The sequence below is a fragment of the Bacteroidota bacterium genome, from assembly GCA_018698135.1.
In the GTDB taxonomy this organism is placed as follows: domain Bacteria; phylum Bacteroidota; class Bacteroidia; order CAILMK01; family JAAYUY01; genus JABINZ01.
Map to the genome: position 1 here is coordinate 1 of JABINZ010000207.1, position 17,720 is coordinate 17,720.

Genomic DNA, 17,720 nt, shown 5'->3' on the forward strand with positions numbered 1-17,720 from the left:
CAATAACAAATCCTGCAATCAGGCTAAATAATCTTTTCATGTGTCAAAATTTATTTCATCTTGCAAGATATGAAAAAAACTATAATATTGATTGTTAAATTATAACCAGAAGTGCGTTTAAGTGCAATTAATAAACGAAAGAGTGAGAAATTATAAAAAATAAATTAACATACGGCATTGCTGAATAAATGACCAAAACAAGGAATATTTAATAAAAACCAAAGCTGTGAAATAAGTAGCAGAAAAATACTGAGCATTAATAAAGCTACTTTCCATTATCCTGAACTCAGGTTATTAATAAACAAAAAAACTCAGGGAAATGAATCCCTAAGTTTATATAATTAAAAATAAATGTTTTTTTTAAGCTATCTAAAATGAAGCTAGGCCGAATAAATATTATCCTTTTAATAAATTCTGGACATTTTCTTTATCGATAATGTCTTCGCGGAATTTATACTTGCCTGTTTTATCAGATTTAATTGGTCTGATCACTTTCACAAGAGTTGTTGCCTTTTTAAGACCAGCTACTACTTTCTTTGCCATTACTTAATTTCTTTATGAAGTGTGTGTTTTCTAAGGATAGGATTAAATTTCATTAACTCCATACGATCAGGAGTGTTTTTCTTATTCTTGGTGGTAATATAACGAGATGTACCTGGCTTTCCACTTTCTTTGTGCTCTGTACACTCAAGAATAATCTGTTGTCTTCCGCCTTTTGATTTCTTTGCCATTACTTTAATATTTTAGTACCCTCTTTTTCGAGTTCTTTTAAATACTGGTAAATACCTTTTTTATTAATGGTTCTGAGCGCACTGGTTGATATCTTCAGCGTGATGTACTCATCCAATTCAGGTATATAAAATTTCTTTACCTGTAAATTTGGGTAAAACTTCCTTTTGGTTCTCTTGTTGGAATGTGACACATTATTCCCTACAAGGACCTTTTTACCAGTAAGTTGACATACTCTTGACATATTCTTTTCTTTAGGGGGTGCAAATATCAACACTTTTTTTAATAAAACAAAATTAATGCATAAGAAAGTGTTTTGGCGAAAAACTGTGGATAAGCCAACTGGATAAAAGCCTACGACTGAAAAGGTGAAAGATTCAAAAAAGTAACAGCTAAAATAAACACAGCTGGCTTTTCAAAATTAATGGTTTTCCTTCCTCTTTCTCGTCATTTAATCCTTTATTCTTTTTTCGACTTAGACTTTCCTCCAAATACAGAAACCTGTACATACTTCTCAGGATGTTCTTTTAAATCAATAATCAGCTTGTCGAGGTTTTCTGATGTTTTTTTAAGATTATCATACAGTTGATTATCATTCACCAACAATCCCAAAGAACCTTCCCCCTGATTGATTTTCGTACTAATATCATCTATCTGTTTCAGAACAGCATAGCTTTCATCAATGGTGCCTTTAATATTTGCAGCACTAAGCGAATCGGAAACACTATTCAGATTAGCAAGGATGGCATTAATATTATCTTCATTTTCTTTGAGCGATTTCGTTATCGATTCAACATGAGCAAGAATATTTGACAGTCTGCCTGCCAGGTTACTTGCTTTTAATTCTCCTGTAACCTGCTTAATATCAGCAATTGCCAGAGTAAGATTAGACATGCTTCCTTTAATATCAATAGCGTTTGTATCGCCCCATGATTGTTTTATTTCCTCAATAGATTCGTTCAGTTTTTCAATATATGGTGCTAACATTTCGCCTATAAGACCACTTGATGTCTCGCCTATAATAGTATCTTTACTTTCATGATATTGGTTGCTCTCTCCTAAAACCAATTCAACTGCTTTTTGACCCAAAATATCCAAATCGACAATACGGGCTTTCGTACCAATTGGCAAATCCAATCCACCTTTAATGCTTAAAACAATCAATACTCTATTCTCATTTTCTTTCTGCAAGCGAATATCATAAACTTTCCCAATCCGGTGTCCGTTTAGCACAATAGGGTTTGAAACCTGCAGACCAAGAATATCGTCATACAAGGCATAGTATGTAAAGTTAGATGAAAACACATCTTTCCCTTTCATGAAGCTAAAGCCAAAAAATAAAATTGCCAGGGCAAAAACGGCAAAAATGCCCACTTTCGTTTCGTCTGATACCTTCACGTCTATATTTTAGTGCAAAAAATGATCGTTTAAAAAATTCAAAATTAACACAAAGGAAATTAAAAGCTATAGTGATATTGATTCTTAGCATGAAAAATAACAATACCAGCTACTATTCTGAATGTGAAAAATTTGTCGTGTTCTGCTTACAAGTTTTGAAACTGTATTTATTTGGAACTTCCTTCCAGTTCTTCTCTGTATCCACGAAATGCCCTGAAAATAGCAGAAGCAAGATAAACTTGTCCGGTTTTCGATGTCAGAAAATCCCTTTCCTTTTGATTGCTGATAAAGCCTGTTTCAATAAGCACACTAGGCATGCTCGTTCGCCACAGTACAAATAATCCTGCTTGTTTTACACCACGGCTTTTTCTTCCCACTCGTGATGAAAAGTCATGTTCGATTTTTGCTGCCAGGCTTGTACTTTGATTTTGAAATGCATCCTGAATTAATGAAAAAATGATATATGCCTCAGGTGAGTTGGGGTCAAAGCCTTCATATTTGACTTCGTAATCTTCTTCCAATTTGATAACTGAGTTTTCTTTCATCGCCACATTTAAATTGGCTTCATCTTTAGCCAATCCCATCACAAATGTTTCGGTTCCAAATGCTGTTGTGTTTTCACTTGCATTGCAATGAATAGATAAAAATAAACTTGCATTATTTTTATTTGCAAATTCTGCTCGCTCCAATAATCCGATAAATTCATCTTTATTGCGGGTATACAAAACCTTCACATCGGGCATGTTTTCGCTGATTATGCGTCCTAATTCAAGAGAAATAGCCAGCGCAACATTTTTTTCATGTATGCCTCCATACACAGCTCCGGGGTCATGTCCACCATGGCCAGCATCAATCACAATCGTTTTGACATAAAATTTGCTACTATTCAGAGTCTGGAAAGAACTGAATACTAAAATTATTAGCATAAAACTGAGAATCCGAAGATATTTCATTTTGAATAAACTGTAATAAAGTAAATTTGGACTTTTATTTATCAAACCAAAATTAGCAAATAAAGAATCCTTGAGGTTTTTAAAAACGCTCCTGATATTAACAATTTTGTTAATAGCCTTCGTTTCCATACAGGCTTCGTCATTCCCTATCATGTTGGATGACTCGCTTGTTGCTGCTCCAGATAGTTTGGATCTTGTTGTTAAAAAGGATTCTAATTCTTTCATAAGCCCTGATGCTATTCAGTCTTTGATCAACTATACTGCCAAAGACTCCATGATAATTGATTTTCAAGGGAACCTAATCAGGCTTTATGGTAATGCTGAGGTCAATTATGAAAACATTCAACTCAAAGCAGCATCCATTATTTTGGATTGGAATAAAAATCTAATCACTGCTGAAGGAATGCCGGATTCGAGTGGAGAAATTGCCGGGTTGCCCATATTTTCTGATCAGGGAAAACCCTATAGCGCACAGAAAATTATCTACAATTTCAAAACAAAAAGAGGTCGAATATATGAATTGAGAACAGAAGAAGGAGGAGGCTATATACAGGCGGTTGATGTAATGAAAGATGAAGAAAACACTTTACTCGCCCGTAATGCTCAGTTTTCAACCTGTGATCACGAACACCAACACTTTTACATTGCTGCATCCAAGCTCAAAATTATGGATAAGCAAATTATATCAGGCCCTGCCTGGTTGGTTGTTGAAGATGTTCCTCTTCCTTTAGCAGTTCCCTTTGGCTTTTTCCCGAAGAAACAAGAACGATCATCTGGCATACTTTTGCCATCACCTGGAGAAGAAGCACGAAGAGGATTTTTTCTTAAAGGATTGGGCTATTATTTTGGTTTTTCAGAATATTTTGATCTGGCTGTAAAAGCTGATATATTCTCGCGAGGAAGTTGGGCTGTTAATGCATCTACGAATTATAATAAAAGGTATAAGTTCAATGGTAATTTCAATATTCTCTATTCGAAAAATCGATTTGGAGATCCGGATGCTAGTGATTTTAGCAAATCGACTGATTTTATCATAAACTGGACGCACAACCAGGATCCCAAGGCTCGTCCAAATTCCTCCTTCAAGGCTAGTGTAAATGCCGGTAGCCAAAACTCCTATCGCTATAATGCAACCAATCCGAATGATATGTTGCAAAACACCTTACGTTCCAGTGTTTCGTATAGCAAGCGGTTTTCAGGCACTCCTTTTTCATTAAACTCAAGCATTACACATTCACAAAACCTAAGTAATAAAACTGTAAACCTTACAGCTCCTGATGTAAGTTTTGCTATGAAAAGAATAACTCCTTTCAAATCAAAAAAAGGAGTAATCAAAAAAAGATGGTATAATGATATTGGTTTCAATTACAATGTGAAATTCCGTAATTCAATAAACACCTATGATACTGCTTTTTTGCTGCCCGAAACCTGGAGGAGCTGGGAAAATGGCATGCAACACAGTATTCCATTTTCGACCTCTTTTAAAATTCTTAAGTACTTTAATGTTTCTCCTTCCATTAACTATACTGGATACACTTTCTTCAAAAAAGTGGAAAAAACATTTGTCGAAGTAACCGATACTGTAGGGTGGGATTATGTTGACGAACAAATTACAGAAGGAGTTTTCCACCAAAATGATTTTAATGTAAGTGCTAATATCTCCACCCGAATTTACGGTACATTTAATATTAATAAGTTTGGCTTGCTAGCTGTTCGGCATTTGATTACACCAAATATGAGTTTCTCTTATCGACCAGATTTCAGCGATCCCAAATATGGGTATTACAAAACGGTTCAGATTGACTCAACAGGAAGAACAAGTGAGTATTCTGTTATCAATACCTCAACCATAGGAAGGCCTGGCACACGGAGAAGTGGGAATATTAACTTTAGTATACAGAATAATCTGGAAGCAAAAATTAAAACCAAAAACGACTCTATTGCCGCATCCAAGAAAATAAAACTGATTGATAACTTCAATATAAGCGGCTATTATAATTTTCTGGCAGACTCCCTGCGCTTGTCAACCATTCGCATGAATGGGCGAACCACTCTTTTTAAAAACAAACTTAATATTCAATTTTCCGGAGAGCTCGATCCTTATCACATGACAGCAGATAGTATTGTAGTGAATAAATTTGCATTAATTGAAAGTCATAAATTAGGTCGACTAAAACAAGCCAATCTAACGTTGGGTGCAAACCTCAACTCGCAGGCTATGTCAGCATCAAGCAGGAAAAAACAACAACAGGAACAAATAGGATTTGACGCTATGCCACTTGATCAGTATGTCGATTTCAATGTTCCTTGGAATCTGTCCTTTAATTATACTCTTTCGTATCAGAAATTATTTTTCGAACCTGTAATAAAGCAAACAATTAATGTAAATGGTGGGCTAAGTCTGACTCAAAAATGGAAACTGACCTTTAGAGCATATTATGACATTGCAAACAATGAGCTTACTTCGGCATCTTTTGACATGCATAGGGATTTGCATTGCTGGGAAATGAGTTTCAGCTGGATACCATTTGGCTATCGTCAGAGCTATATGTTTACATTAAAAGTAAAATCACCTGTCCTGAAAGATCTTAAGATTAATAAGGAGAAATCTTTCTACGATAACTTTTATTGATATTGCACGTTTATCGCAAAGCTGTGCTTACCGATAAATAGCCTACCAATTCCTGTGTATTATAAACTCGTGATTGAACATATACAAGGATATGATATTCGTTTTCGGTTTCAAAATGTGTTCCCTGAAAACGAACACAATCTACACTTCCATCATCAGGATTTTTAATCACATAGTAATAATTATAGTATCCTTGTTTCAACTCGATATTTGCAATGTAGGATTCCATCTCTCGACAATAATGCATTTTAAATTTGTCTTGTAGTTTCCAATCGCTTAATGCACCAAAAATATAAACATCTTCGTCTTTGGGGTAAGGAGTTTTGAGCTTGAAGTGTGCTTTAACATAATCTATTTCTGACATTTTTAAATCTCTACTCTCGCCTGCAATCACCCTGTTTCCATTTATATCACTCCACTGAGCATAGGCCATATAAGAACGATCTTCTTCGTTAAGCATATACATATTAAATACAGTGTCTAATTCAATTTTGAGAATTCCAAAACCCGGAAATTTAAGCTGCCGATAATCACAGTATCGCCACTCGCTTAGCCCATTAAACAAGTTCTCTTTTTCGTAATCATATATTAATGTATTGTTCTGCACATACATGGGTTCCAAGTCAGCAATTTGATTATCCCATCTTCCGTTTTGTCGGATCACTACATTGAAGTCTGACATTGGATTAATAACATCAACCCCTGTATAGTTTACTTCAAAATCAACTTCCTGCTTATACTTCTTAACATTTGCATAGCTGGCTTCTTTCACTTTTGATTTTATGCTAACCCGCTGATCGACAACATAAAATCTGCGTGTAAGTATCAATTCTTTTTCATCATCATCGGTATAAACCTGTATGATATAATTTCCAGATAATCGAAACCAATTGTTTTCTGCAGGAAAGCTGAGCCGGTAGTTTGTATACTTCACATAGGTGTTTGATGAGAATTCATAATTACTGATGTAATCAAAATTTTGACCATCGAAATATTCATTTTCGAACAAATCACTTGGCTTCCAATCTTTATCACAATGAATAATTGAATATGCATATGACTTATAATCAGCATCCATGTCATCAAAAGCAAGTGTTAAAGTTTGCCCCGGACTTTGAATGTCAAGAATTGGAAAAGAGTTGATTTTTCCGCTTTTGTAAAAAAGTACGGTCTCAATATTCGGCACATAAACCGCTTCTTGATTTAGCGATTCCTGAGCCCATGAAGTAAAACTAATAAATAAAATAAAAATTGCTATCAATCGTAAATACATCCCTTATCTCTTAAAATATCATCTGCAAGTTATAACAAAATGATTAGTTCCTATACTTTGAACACATATTTCTGTCAGTTTATTATTTAGATATTTGGATTAAAACATTAAAAATAAATAATAGCAATAAGCCTGACAAAAAATTGTGATTAGAAAATTGCATTTAAATGTTTTAAAGCAAAAAAAATCTTGGTTCGATTAAATTAATAATACTACTTTCGTACACTTCTTAATAATGTTTTTTTATTAACAACACGAGGAAATGTCGAAAGTTATAAACATTAAAAAAGGATACAATATCCAACTTATTGGTCAATCTGAAAAAGATTTTGGCCAAAAAGAAATTCCTCAGCATTTTGCCATAAAACCTTCCTGTTTTCATGGTGTACGACCAAAACTTAGTATCAACGAAGGTGATACAGTTAAGGCCGGAACCCCCTTGTTTTTTGACAAAGACAACGATAGGGTTATTTTCACTTCTCCAGTAAGTGGAACGGTTACTGAAATTGTACGAGGTGAAAAACGGGTTATCTTAGAGGTAAAAATTACTGCTGATGGGAAAAACGAATTTGAAAATTTCAAACAGGCAGATCCAAAGGATTTATCGCGTGATGAAATTATTGAAAACCTGCTAAAAAGTGGTGTCTGGCCAATGATCAGACAAAGACCTTTTGCACGCATTGCAAATCCGTCTGACAAACCAAAAGCGATCTATATTTCTGCTTTTGATTCCTCTCCATTGGCTGCTGACAATAACTTTATTGTAGAGGGTCAGTCAGAAGTTTTTCAAAAAGGGATTGACGTATTGAAAAAATTAACTGATGGAAAAATTCATCTAAACACCCATGTCGATCAGGAAATTTCTTCTGTTTTTGCCAAGGCCAAAGATGTTGAACTGCATCAATTTAAAGGCCCCCATCCAGCTGGAAATGTAGGAATTCAAATTCATCACATTAATCCTATTGATAAGGGTGATGTCGTTTGGTATTGCTATCCACAGGATGTTCTGAGCATTGGTAGATTATTCCATGAAGGAAAATACAATGCCGAACGTGTGATAAATTTGTGCGGTTCTCAGGCCATAGAAAAGAAATACTATAAAACGATTATTGGAGCCTCTATTGAAAATATTGTAAAAGACAATGTTGAAGGAGATAATAATCGATTCATCAGTGGAAATGTCCTGACAGGAACAAAGATTTCAGATACTGGATATCTGGGATTTTACCACTCTCAGCTGACAGTTATTCCCGAAGGAGATTATTATGAGTTTATTGGCTGGATTTTACCCGGCTTTAAAAAATTCAGTGCTTCAAAAACAATTGTTAGTTCTTGGCTATCTCCAAAGAAAAAACACAATCTCGACACCAACATGCATGGAGGCGAAAGAGCTTTTGTTGTAAGCGGTGAATATGAAAAAGTGATGCCCATAGATATATATCCTGTGCATTTACTGAAAGCCATTATGGCGGAAGATATTGACAAAATGGAGAATTTAGGAATTTATGAAGTTGCTCCAGAAGACTTTGCTTTATGTGAAGTTATCTGTACTTCAAAAATTAATTCCCAAACCATTGTCCAGCAAGGTATCGACCTGATGGTTAAAGAATTAAATTAAGACAATCTTTTTATTTCATTAATAAAATTGAATAAAATTGAAAGCACTTAGAAAACAAATCGATAAAATCAAGCCGAGTTTCGAAAAAGGCGGCAAGTTTTATTGGCTTCATTCCACTTTTGATGCTTTTGAAACTTTTTTGTACGTACCTAATCACGTTACAAAAAGAGGCGCCCATATCAGAGATTCTAAAGACTCGAAGCGAGTTATGATTTACGTTGTTCTTGCTTTAATTCCAGCTACCCTATTTGGTTTGTGGAATTTGGGATATCAACATGATCTGGCATTAGGAGTACAAGATGGCTCTTTTGGGGCAAGATTATGGTTTGGTTTCTTACGATTCCTTCCATTATTAGCTGTTTCTTACATCGTATGCTTTGTCATTGAATTCGCCTTTGCGCAATTTAGGGGACACGAAGTAAATGAAGGAGTTCTTGTAACCGGATTTCTGATACCTTTAATAATGCCAGTTAATATCCCTATTTGGATGCTTATTGTGGCTACTGCTTTTGCTATTATTATTGGTAAAGAAGTTTTTGGTGGAACAGGAATGAATATCTTAAATCCTGCATTAACAGCACGTGTATTCCTCTTTTTCGCCTATCCGCAAAAGATTTCTGGAGCCATTGATGTTTCTGGAACACCAGTTTGGGTAAATACAAAAGGTGGCGAATGGATTGATTCTTTTACAGGAGCAACACCATTATCTTATGCAGCAGAAGGAGCTCTGGATAAATTGCCAAGTCTCAAAGAATTGTTTATAGGAACGGTGCCTGGTTCCATCGGAGAAACTTCAACTTTGGCGATTCTCATTGGTGGCATTATTTTGCTTGTTACCGGTATTGCAAGCTGGCGCGTTATGCTATCGTTTGTAGCTGGTGGTGCTATTATGGCGTTTATTCTGGGTGCATTTGCAACAGATTCCAATCCTTTTATGAGCTTAAGTGTTGCCCAACAGTTGTGTCTTGGAGGATTTGCTTTTGGTGCGGTATTCATGGCAACTGATCCGGTAAGTGCGGCTCAAACGGCTCGTGGAAAATGGATATATGGATTCCTTGCTGGTTTCCTTGCCATCCTAATCCGTGTGCTTAATCCCGCCTATCCTGAAGGGGTAATGATGGCTATCCTTCTAATGAACGTATTTGCTCCGCTTATTGATCATTATGTTGTAGAAGGAAACATCAAAAGAAGACTTAAACGATTAAAAAGAGCAGAGGCATAATCTGGTTAACAATTTAAATTTAATAGAATGTTTACAAACAGATATATATTTACATATGCCACGATCATGATCATTATTGTGGCATCGATACTGGCTACTGCTGCAAATATTCTTAAGCCTTTTCAAGACAATAATGTGAAGGTAGAAAAGATTAAGAATATATTATCAGTTGCTGATGTTTTAGATGCAGATAAAAGCTATACTGCAGAAGAATATGATCAAATTTATTTAGAAACTATTACTGATGAATTCGTAGTTAATACCAAAGGAGAAATCAATAAAGAAGAAAAAGCTTTTAACATTAATTTAGCTGAAGAACAAAGAAAAGCTATTGGTGAACAAAAACTTCCGGTATTTATTGCAAGTATGCCGGATGGTTCAAAGAAATACATTATACCTGTTAGAGGAAAAGGTTTGTGGGGTCCTGTTTGGGGATTTCTTTCCGTTTCTGGTGATGGAAGAACAGTGCTCGGTGCTAATTTTGGTCACAAAGGAGAGACACCTGGATTGGGAGCTGAAATTGACAAACCCAAATTTGGCAACCAATTTATCGATAAGCAGATTTTTGATGACGAAGGAAAATTTACATCTATAAAAGTAGTAAAAGGTGGAGCTCTACCTGGAGACAAACATGGAGTAGATGCCATTTCTGGAGGAACAATTACCTGTGTTGGTGTTTCTGATATGTTATTCGATTGCTTGTCAGGATATGAAGCATATTTTAAAAACTTAGAAAATTAGAAATATGAGCGATAAAAAAGAAAGAGAACCGTTCTTTTCAGCGCAGAACTATAAGCTGGTTAAAAATCCGTTGGGTATTGACAACGGAATTACTGTTCAGGTTTTAGGAATTTGTTCTGCTTTGGCGGTCACGGCTAAACTTGAGCCATCAATTGTTATGTCTTTTTCTGTGGTATTCGTAATTGTGTTTTCTAATATAATTACTGCTGCTCTCAGAAAAACAATTCCACCTCGTATCAGAATAATTGTACAACTTACAATTATTGCAATGCTTGTTATTTTGGTGGATCAATTCCTAAAAGCATTTGCTTATGATGTTAGTAAGAAGCTTTCTGTATTTGTAGGACTCATTATTACCAACTGTATTATTATGGGGCGTTTGGAAGCCTTTGCTATGGGTAATAAGGTAGGTCCTTCATTCTGGGATGGTTTAGGAAATGGAATTGGCTACGCTTGGGTTTTAGTTGTCGTTGGATTTTTCCGTGAATTATTTGGAGCAGGAACATTAACACTACCTGCTGTCGGAGAATTGAAAATAATCCCTCAGGTTTTTTATGACAATGGTTATGCCGACAACGGTTTAATGATTCTACCTCCAATGGCATTAATTACTGTTGGGATCATTATCTGGATACAGCGTACACGTGTTAGAGAATTAATTGACAAAAGCTAAAAAGAACAGATATGCAAGAACTAGTAAACATATTTGTAAAGTCCATATTTATCGACAATATGGTATTTGCATATTTCCTTGGAATGTGCTCTTACCTGGCTGTTTCAAAAACGGTAAATACATCAATGGGACTTGGACTCGCAGTTATTTTCGTATTGGGTATAACTGTTCCGGTAAACTTTATTATTAACAAGTATTTGCTTTCAGAAGGAGCATTGGCTTGGTTAGGAGGTGGTTTTGAAAACATGGATTTAAGCTTTTTAAGCTTTATCGTTTTCATCGCTGTTATTGCATCAATGGTGCAGTTGGTTGAAATGTTCATTGAAAAATTCTCACCAGCTCTATATGCATCACTTGGTATTTTCCTTCCGCTGATTGCTGTGAACTGTGCTATTTTAGGAGGTTCCCTTTTTATGCAAGAAAGAGAATATGCAAACCTTGGTGAAGCAACCGTTTTCGGACTTGGATCTGGAGTGGGTTGGTTATTAGCAATTATTGCAATTGCTGCTATCCGCGAAAAAATTACCTATTCAAATGTACCTGCACCATTACGCGGTCTTGGTATTACGTTTATTATTACCGGTTTGATGGGTATTGCTTTCATGAGTTTCATGGGAATTAAACTTTAATTGCTAATCATAAAATTGATATAAAATGATTCTATTAGATTCAGGCTTATTCAATCAGATTATTATAAGCGCAATCGTTTTTTTGGTCATTATTCTGATTTTGGTTGTTGTGCTACTATATGCACGTTCCAAACTTGTTCCTTCGGGACCTGTAAAACTGACCATCAATGAAGAAAAAGAAATAGAAGTTAGTGCTGGTTCTACATTATTGAATACCATGTCGGCACAACAAATTTTCATTCCATCTGCTTGTGGTGGTGGTGGTACATGTGCTATGTGTAAGGTGCAGGTTCATGATGGTGGAGGAAGCATTCTTCCAACTGAAGTGGGCTACTTTACCCGTAAAGAGCAACAAACCGACTGGAGACTTGCTTGTCAGGTAAAGGTAAAAGAGGATATGAATATTTCTATCCCACCAGAAATATTTGGTATTAAAAAATGGGAATGCGAAGTTGTTTCCAACAAAAGTGTCGCTACATTTATCAAAGAATTTGTGGTCAGGTTACCTGAAGGTGAAGTCATGGATTTCAAATCAGGTGGATACATCCAAATTGATGTTCCAAAGATTGAAGTGGACTACAAGAACATGGAAATTGGAGAGGATTTCAAAGGTGATTGGGACAAATTCGGCATGTGGGATCTGAAGATGAAAAATCCAGAGCCTATTTACAGAGCTTATTCCATGGCAAACCATCCTGCAGAAAAAGGATTGGTTATGCTTAATATTCGTGTGGCAACTCCTCCTTGGGACAGAAAGAAAAACACATTTATGAATGTGAATCCGGGTATCTGCTCATCTTATATTTTTGACAGAAAACCAGGTGATAAAGTAACAATATCAGGACCTTATGGAGAGTTCTTCATCAAACCAACTAAACGCGAAATGATGTTTATTGGTGGTGGTGCAGGAATGGCGCCAATGCGTTCACATATCTTCCATCTTTTCCAAACAGAAAAAACAGATCGTAAAGCTACATTCTGGTATGGTGGCCGTTCATCACGCGAGTTGTTCTATGTTGATCAGTTCCGTGCCATTGAGAAAGATTTTCCAAACTTCAAGTTCAATATTGGTTTATCAGAGCCATTACCCGAAGATAATTGGGATGGTTATGTAGGATTCATCCATCAGATTATAATGGATAACTATTTAAAGAATCATGCAGAGCCAGAGGAAATTGAATATTATCTCTGCGGACCTCCTTTAATGAATGATGCTGTTTTGAAAATGCTTGACGACTATGGTGTACCCGAAGAAATGATTGCATTTGATGACTTTGGAGGATAAAACAAAACACTTTTTATATAGTAAAAGGGAATGAATTTCATTCCCTTTTTTTTGTGCTTTATTTCGATTACTATTCCGAGACTGACTCAAAAATCCTACTGACTATTTTTTCGTCATTCCCTTGCAAAAGGGAATCTCGTTTCAAATTATTATGGAGATTCTCGCTTTCTTGCTTTCGCGTAGCTTTAGCAAAGCAAAGCGCGAGAATGACAACTAGATACAACCAATTAAATTGTCTACCCTCAGTGTCTCCTGACAAGGGACACTGAGACACGAATTACTTTCCAAGAAATCATCAATGCCCTCGTTGAGTGACACTGATAGGAGCGTCTAGCCAATTTATACCTTTTTGAGAGAAGTGATCTGACCTAAAAAAATATTTTCAAAAATATTTGCCTATTTAAAAAACAGTTATACATTTGCAGTGTACTATTTTACTAGAACACTAAACATTGCAAAAATGATTGAAATAAAAGAGCTCACGTTTGGCTATAAAAAAAGCGATAATCTTTTTAAGGATCTTGATTTGAGCATTGAGAAAGGAAATGTGTATGGCTTGCTTGGGAAAAATGGAGCTGGCAAGTCAACTCTACTTAAAATTATGTGTGGCTTATTATATGCGCATAAAGGAACTGTAAACTTTGAAGGAAGTAATGTGGCTACCCGACAGCCAAAACTACTTGCCGACATGTATATGCTACCTGAAGAATTTCACTTACCCGATTTATATATAGAAACCTATATTAAAATATACTCGGTATTTTATCCGAATTTCAATCATGAACTAATAGACAAACTCATTGTTGAGTTTGAAATAACCAAATCAAAAAAGCTGAACACTTTATCATATGGGCAGAAGAAAAAATTCATGATTGCCTTTGCCATTGCTACTGAATGCTCTATCGTATTTATGGATGAACCCACCAACGGATTGGATATTCCTTCTAAAAGTAAATTCAGGAGAATTATTGCAGAAGCAACTAACGAAAACAGAACGTTTTTAATTTCCACCCATCAAGTAAGAGATCTTGAAAACCTGATTGATCCCATCGTAATTATTGAAGAAGGAAAAATCATTTTCAATGAAAACATGGAATCAATTAGCAACAAGCTGAGTTTTATTAAAGCAGAAAAAGAAGCTTCTTTTAAATCCAAAGTTTTCCATTCAGAAGCCGTTTTTGGTGGACAATATATTGTTGCTGACAATATGGACAAAACAGAAACAGCTGTCGATTTTGAATTGCTTTTTAATGCAGTTCTGAGCAACACTTCAGAAATAGTTGAACATTTAAAAAATTAAAGAAATGAATCAGGTATTCGATATAAAAAGAGCTATTCAGTTTTCACGCTTAAAACTGAATCTCAATAAAAAGTTTTTTGCAATTTCAGTAGGAGGCTTTCTGGGGCTGATGTTTATTATTACATTTTTCTTTGCCTATAATTTGAACAATGAAAACGCAGCTATTTCAAATATTTTCCATAAGGTTGCCGCTATCACTATGTTGTATGGAGGAGCCTTGTTCTTTGGTGGTCGTGTTTTTATCAAAATGAACTCTGGTGCAAAAACTATTGAGCAATTGATGATTCCTGCATCTATTTTTGAAAAATTCATTGTGCCGTTGTTATTCTCTTCTATTGGGTGGATCCTTTTCACGGCAGTTTCATATCAATTATTTGCTATGCTAACAAACACTGTTTGGTCAGGAATTTTTTCATTAGACATACCAGTATACAACATTCTTGATATTATCAATGATGCTCATTGGGTGCCTTCGATTAAATTCTACTTTTTAAGTCATGCAACATTTTTCCTTGGATCAGCCGCCTTCAGAAAGTACTCAATTCCAAAAACAGCTCTTGCATCATTCCTTATTATGCTTGCATTTTTTCTTTTAGGATATATCGCAATACTTTTATTATTTGGCAACGACTTAAGCTTTGGTGTTGCTTCAGCTATCACATTCAGCAAGCCCGAAATTCAAGAATGGTTCACAAATGGAGGAGGTAAATTGCTTGTTAAATCAACCTATTGGGCTGTTGGAGTAGTCCTTCCAATTATTCTATATGCTGCTGCATATTTCAAACTTAAAGAAAGGGAGGTATAGCATGGAATTTCGTGAAAAACAAGCTATTTACATGCAAATTGCAGATGAATTTGCTGTGAATATTCTTAATAACAAATGGAAAGCAGATGAAAAAGTGCCTTCCATCAGGCAGTTGGCCATTGATCTGGAAGTGAATCCCAATACAGTTATGCGTACTTACTCATATTTACAGGAAAGCAACATAATCTACAATAAAAGAGGAATAGGCTATTTTGTTGGAGAAGATGCTCAAAAAATCATTCTGGATATGATGAAAAAAAGATTCAAAGACAATGAGCTACCTGAATTATTCAAAAAAATGACACTGTTGAAAATTGAGGTGAAGGAGTTGGAAAGCTATTTTGAAGAATGGAAAAAGAACAGGAATAACTAAAGTGAAAACGATGAAAAAAACAAGCAACAAAATATTAGTTACATTATTTATTGGAGTTACCATTCTAGGTATCGCTTTGTTAATATTTATTAAAATAAATGGCAAAGGACTTAGTATGAATACAACAGAATTAACAGTTAATGACGAACTGGTTCATGTTAAAATTTCCTATTCTGTTCAAAAAGATGATCTTGTAAATATCCAGAAACAACTTTTAGAGGAAAAGAACATTTCATTCGATTTTTCTGAATCAACTTTCAATGAAAAGGGCGAAATAGAAAAGTTGAAAATAAATGTCGATTGCAATGATGGATTTACAGGCTGGTTATCGGCTAGTGAGTTTGAATTGAAATTATCATATTACGGCTTTATGCGTGATTATACTGAAAAAGCAGAAGAGCCTTTTACCATAGGCGAAATAAAACTTACCAAGGAGTTTTTAATCGAATAAGTGATAAAAAATGGAGAGATAACAGGCGTTTACCAGCCCATCTCTTTCAATAAATCGAGCATAATATCTGGCCTATCTGTTATCAGGCCGTCTGCTCCTTTTTCAATCAGGTCACGCATGTCTTCTTTTTCATTAATTGTCCAATAATGAACTGCCATTTTATGACGATGAGCTGCTTTAATTACATGCTTTCGATCCATGCTGATACCAATTTGCTTGAGGGGTAACTGAAAAGCAACTGCATTGGGGTGATAAAAATAACTGGCTTGCGCTTTTGTTGATATAACAAAATTGGTCGATTCTTTTTGTGAAGCAGAAGTCGGAATTAAATTGGCCGAAACTTCTCTAAAATGAATGAGCACATCTTCATCAAATGAGGCGACAATAATTCTGCTATGAAGGTTATATCTTTCAATTAAAGCAAATAAACTATCTCCTGCTTCTTGTCCTAAAGCTTCAGTGTCTTTAATTTCTACTACAAAGTAGAATAGTGGAAAAGCTGAAAAAACTGCCTCCAGTTTCGTGATGTCGACTTGTTGATTCTTATATGGAAACTCGCCATCGATATCTTCAAAACCATCACCAAAGTTGAAGTTTAATAGTTCGTTATAGGTATAATTCCATGTTTTACCTGTGTCATTGCTCATATTTTCAATATCCGCATCGTGATGACAAACCAGCAATTTATCTTTTGTCATTCGAATATCCATTTCTAAAACATCAACGCCCAGCGCTGCAGAGCCCGCAAAAGCAATCATGGTATTTTCAGGCCAAAGTTGTTTTGCTCCTCCATGAGCAATTACCCAAGGTCGCTCTCCTTCTCCAATCATATAGTGGTTATCAGGCAACACACTTTGATCTTGAGTGCAAGCTGAAAAAGATAAAACAATACATACGAGTAACAAATGAGTAACAAATTTTAACATAAACACTGGTTTTAACATCAAAAATACAAAACTCAACATTGCATTGGTACGATGAGGGATTGAAAACCTATTTTAGGACTAGACACATATCTTCAAAGAGTTATTATAAGAAGTAAATCCTGTCATAAGTTTACATTTTGTGTAAACCTATTTTAGGACAAGACAACTCACCCCCAGCCCCTCTCTACTTCGTAAAGAGGGGAGCAGATTGTATTTCAAAAGATCACTAGTGAATGATAATAATATATTGCTTCCCTCTTGCAAGGGGGTTAATGGGAGTGTTAATAATAAATTTTTAAAAAAGAATAAAAAACACCTCCCCGCCCTCCTCTAGGAGGGAAATGTTTTCTGCTGCTCAAACAAATTCTACTTAAGAAGAAGATTTCTGAAAACAAAGATTAAATCCTAATTTTGCAGCCTTATTGGCCCCTTACCTACCTTCGCAAAAGCTTCGGCAGGCAGGGTTCAACTTGTACACTTGAAATTGCTTATTATTCTATTTCAAGACCGTTCAAGAGACATTTTTTTCAGAAAGGCCCCTTAGTTCAACGGATAGAATGGAGGTTTCCTAAACCTTAGATACAGGTTCGATTCCTGTAGGGGCTACTTATTACAAGCCTGTAATGCTCGTCATTACAGGCTTTCTGTTTTTACGAGTAACAAATGGGTAACAAAATGTAACTATAAATTTCTCATTATTGTAAAAATTATA

18 protein-coding genes and 1 tRNA gene are annotated in these 17,720 nt (G+C 35.4%); 12 read left to right on the plus strand and 7 right to left on the minus strand.

The window, feature by feature from the left end:
• Positions 1–396: 396 nt before the first annotated feature.
• The 5 genes from HOG71_13310 to HOG71_13330 all read right to left on the minus strand — a co-directional run bounded on the left by HOG71_13310 (position 397) and on the right by HOG71_13330 (position 3,080).
• The gene (locus HOG71_13310) at positions 397–543 is read right to left on the minus strand and encodes a DUF4295 family protein (protein ID MBT5991823.1); all 147 of its coding nucleotides are present in this window, start codon (positions 541–543) and stop codon (positions 397–399) included.
• The gene (rpmG, locus tag HOG71_13315; GenBank protein ID MBT5991824.1) at positions 543–731 is read right to left on the minus strand and encodes a 50S ribosomal protein L33; all 189 of its coding nucleotides are present in this window, start codon (positions 729–731) and stop codon (positions 543–545) included. Before rpmG ends, HOG71_13310 begins: the two co-directional genes overlap by 1 nt.
• On the minus strand, positions 731–973 hold the full coding sequence (gene rpmB, locus HOG71_13320) for a 50S ribosomal protein L28 (protein ID MBT5991825.1): 243 nt from the start codon (positions 971–973) through the stop codon (positions 731–733). Before rpmB ends, rpmG begins: the two co-directional genes overlap by 1 nt.
• Before the next feature lie 215 nt (positions 974–1,188).
• The gene (locus HOG71_13325; GenBank protein MBT5991826.1) at positions 1,189–2,127 is read right to left on the minus strand and encodes an MCE family protein; all 939 of its coding nucleotides are present in this window, start codon (positions 2,125–2,127) and stop codon (positions 1,189–1,191) included.
• Positions 2,128–2,294: 167 nt separating this feature from the next.
• The gene (locus HOG71_13330; protein MBT5991827.1) at positions 2,295–3,080 is read right to left on the minus strand and encodes an N-acetylmuramoyl-L-alanine amidase; all 786 of its coding nucleotides are present in this window, start codon (positions 3,078–3,080) and stop codon (positions 2,295–2,297) included.
• 70 nt (positions 3,081–3,150) lie between these two features.
• Here HOG71_13330 and HOG71_13335 point away from each other — a divergent pair, with 70 nt between their 5' ends.
• Positions 3,151–5,712, plus strand: a complete 2,562-nt coding sequence (locus tag HOG71_13335) for an LPS-assembly protein LptD (protein MBT5991828.1) — start codon at positions 3,151–3,153, stop codon at positions 5,710–5,712.
• A 10-nt stretch (positions 5,713–5,722) separates the two neighbouring features.
• Here the strand turns inward: HOG71_13335 and HOG71_13340 are convergent, their stop codons facing one another.
• The gene (locus HOG71_13340) at positions 5,723–6,985 is read right to left on the minus strand and encodes a DUF5103 domain-containing protein (GenBank protein MBT5991829.1); all 1,263 of its coding nucleotides are present in this window, start codon (positions 6,983–6,985) and stop codon (positions 5,723–5,725) included.
• A gap of 262 nt (positions 6,986–7,247) precedes the next feature.
• Here HOG71_13340 and HOG71_13345 point away from each other — a divergent pair, with 262 nt between their 5' ends.
• The 10 genes from HOG71_13345 (at position 7,248) to HOG71_13390 (ending at position 16,082) form a co-directional block, all read left to right on the plus strand.
• Positions 7,248–8,603: a Na(+)-translocating NADH-quinone reductase subunit A gene (locus HOG71_13345; GenBank protein MBT5991830.1), complete on the plus strand. Its 1,356-nt coding sequence runs from the start codon at positions 7,248–7,250 to the stop codon at positions 8,601–8,603.
• A gap of 37 nt (positions 8,604–8,640) precedes the next feature.
• Complete coding sequence (locus HOG71_13350) at positions 8,641–9,825, plus strand: NADH:ubiquinone reductase (Na(+)-transporting) subunit B (protein ID MBT5991831.1); 1,185 nt, start codon at positions 8,641–8,643, stop codon at positions 9,823–9,825.
• Between the two features lie 27 nt (positions 9,826–9,852).
• Positions 9,853–10,566, plus strand: a complete 714-nt coding sequence (nqrC, locus tag HOG71_13355) for an NADH:ubiquinone reductase (Na(+)-transporting) subunit C (protein MBT5991832.1) — start codon at positions 9,853–9,855, stop codon at positions 10,564–10,566.
• 4 nt (positions 10,567–10,570) lie between these two features.
• Entirely contained in the window at positions 10,571–11,239 is a 669-nt protein-coding gene (locus HOG71_13360; protein MBT5991833.1) for an NADH:ubiquinone reductase (Na(+)-transporting) subunit D, read from the plus strand.
• A gap of 11 nt (positions 11,240–11,250) precedes the next feature.
• Entirely contained in the window at positions 11,251–11,868 is a 618-nt protein-coding gene (nqrE, locus tag HOG71_13365) for an NADH:ubiquinone reductase (Na(+)-transporting) subunit E (GenBank protein MBT5991834.1), read from the plus strand.
• Between the two features lie 25 nt (positions 11,869–11,893).
• Positions 11,894–13,153, plus strand: coding sequence for an NADH:ubiquinone reductase (Na(+)-transporting) subunit F (locus tag HOG71_13370; GenBank protein MBT5991835.1), 1,260 nt, complete (start codon positions 11,894–11,896; stop codon positions 13,151–13,153).
• 460 nt (positions 13,154–13,613) lie between these two features.
• A complete protein-coding gene (locus HOG71_13375; GenBank protein MBT5991836.1) occupies positions 13,614–14,453 on the plus strand; it encodes an ABC transporter ATP-binding protein in 840 nt (279 codons plus the stop codon).
• Between the two features lie 4 nt (positions 14,454–14,457).
• The gene (locus HOG71_13380) at positions 14,458–15,258 is read left to right on the plus strand and encodes a hypothetical protein (GenBank protein MBT5991837.1); all 801 of its coding nucleotides are present in this window, start codon (positions 14,458–14,460) and stop codon (positions 15,256–15,258) included.
• Position 15,259: 1 nt separating this feature from the next.
• On the plus strand, positions 15,260–15,631 hold the full coding sequence (locus HOG71_13385) for a GntR family transcriptional regulator (GenBank protein MBT5991838.1): 372 nt from the start codon (positions 15,260–15,262) through the stop codon (positions 15,629–15,631).
• 10 nt (positions 15,632–15,641) lie between these two features.
• On the plus strand, positions 15,642–16,082 hold the full coding sequence (locus HOG71_13390) for a hypothetical protein (GenBank protein ID MBT5991839.1): 441 nt from the start codon (positions 15,642–15,644) through the stop codon (positions 16,080–16,082).
• A 29-nt stretch (positions 16,083–16,111) separates the two neighbouring features.
• On the opposite strand, the gene HOG71_13395 is transcribed toward HOG71_13390, so the two are convergent.
• On the minus strand, positions 16,112–17,008 hold the full coding sequence (locus HOG71_13395) for a glycerophosphodiester phosphodiesterase (GenBank protein MBT5991840.1): 897 nt from the start codon (positions 17,006–17,008) through the stop codon (positions 16,112–16,114).
• Positions 17,009–17,542: 534 nt separating this feature from the next.
• Here HOG71_13395 and HOG71_13400 point away from each other — a divergent pair.
• Positions 17,543–17,614, plus strand: a tRNA-Arg gene (locus tag HOG71_13400).
• Positions 17,615–17,720: the final 106 nt, after the last annotated feature.

Bases quoted from the DNA above. Each gene is read 5' to 3' on its own strand.
- HOG71_13345 (MBT5991830.1), top strand. From the start codon at position 7,248: ATGTCGAAAGTTATAAACATTAAAAAAGGATACAATATCCAACTTATT.
- HOG71_13330 (MBT5991827.1), bottom strand. From the start codon at position 3,080: ATGAAATATCTTCGGATTCTCAGTTTTATGCTAATAATTTTAGTATTC.
- rpmG (MBT5991824.1), bottom strand. From the start codon at position 731: ATGGCAAAGAAATCAAAAGGCGGAAGACAACAGATTATTCTTGAGTGT.
- rpmB (MBT5991825.1), bottom strand. From the start codon at position 973: ATGTCAAGAGTATGTCAACTTACTGGTAAAAAGGTCCTTGTAGGGAAT.
- HOG71_13385 (MBT5991838.1), top strand. From the start codon at position 15,260: ATGGAATTTCGTGAAAAACAAGCTATTTACATGCAAATTGCAGATGAA.
- HOG71_13395 (MBT5991840.1), bottom strand. From the start codon at position 17,008: ATGTTAAAATTTGTTACTCATTTGTTACTCGTATGTATTGTTTTATCT.
- HOG71_13390 (MBT5991839.1), top strand. From the start codon at position 15,642: ATGAAAAAAACAAGCAACAAAATATTAGTTACATTATTTATTGGAGTT.
- HOG71_13375 (MBT5991836.1), top strand. From the start codon at position 13,614: ATGATTGAAATAAAAGAGCTCACGTTTGGCTATAAAAAAAGCGATAAT.
- nqrE (MBT5991834.1), top strand. From the start codon at position 11,251: ATGCAAGAACTAGTAAACATATTTGTAAAGTCCATATTTATCGACAAT.
- nqrC (MBT5991832.1), top strand. From the start codon at position 9,853: ATGTTTACAAACAGATATATATTTACATATGCCACGATCATGATCATT.
- HOG71_13310 (MBT5991823.1), bottom strand. From the start codon at position 543: ATGGCAAAGAAAGTAGTAGCTGGTCTTAAAAAGGCAACAACTCTTGTG.
- HOG71_13370 (MBT5991835.1), top strand. From the start codon at position 11,894: ATGATTCTATTAGATTCAGGCTTATTCAATCAGATTATTATAAGCGCA.
- HOG71_13340 (MBT5991829.1), bottom strand. From the start codon at position 6,985: ATGTATTTACGATTGATAGCAATTTTTATTTTATTTATTAGTTTTACT.
- HOG71_13380 (MBT5991837.1), top strand. From the start codon at position 14,458: ATGAATCAGGTATTCGATATAAAAAGAGCTATTCAGTTTTCACGCTTA.
- HOG71_13360 (MBT5991833.1), top strand. From the start codon at position 10,571: ATGAGCGATAAAAAAGAAAGAGAACCGTTCTTTTCAGCGCAGAACTAT.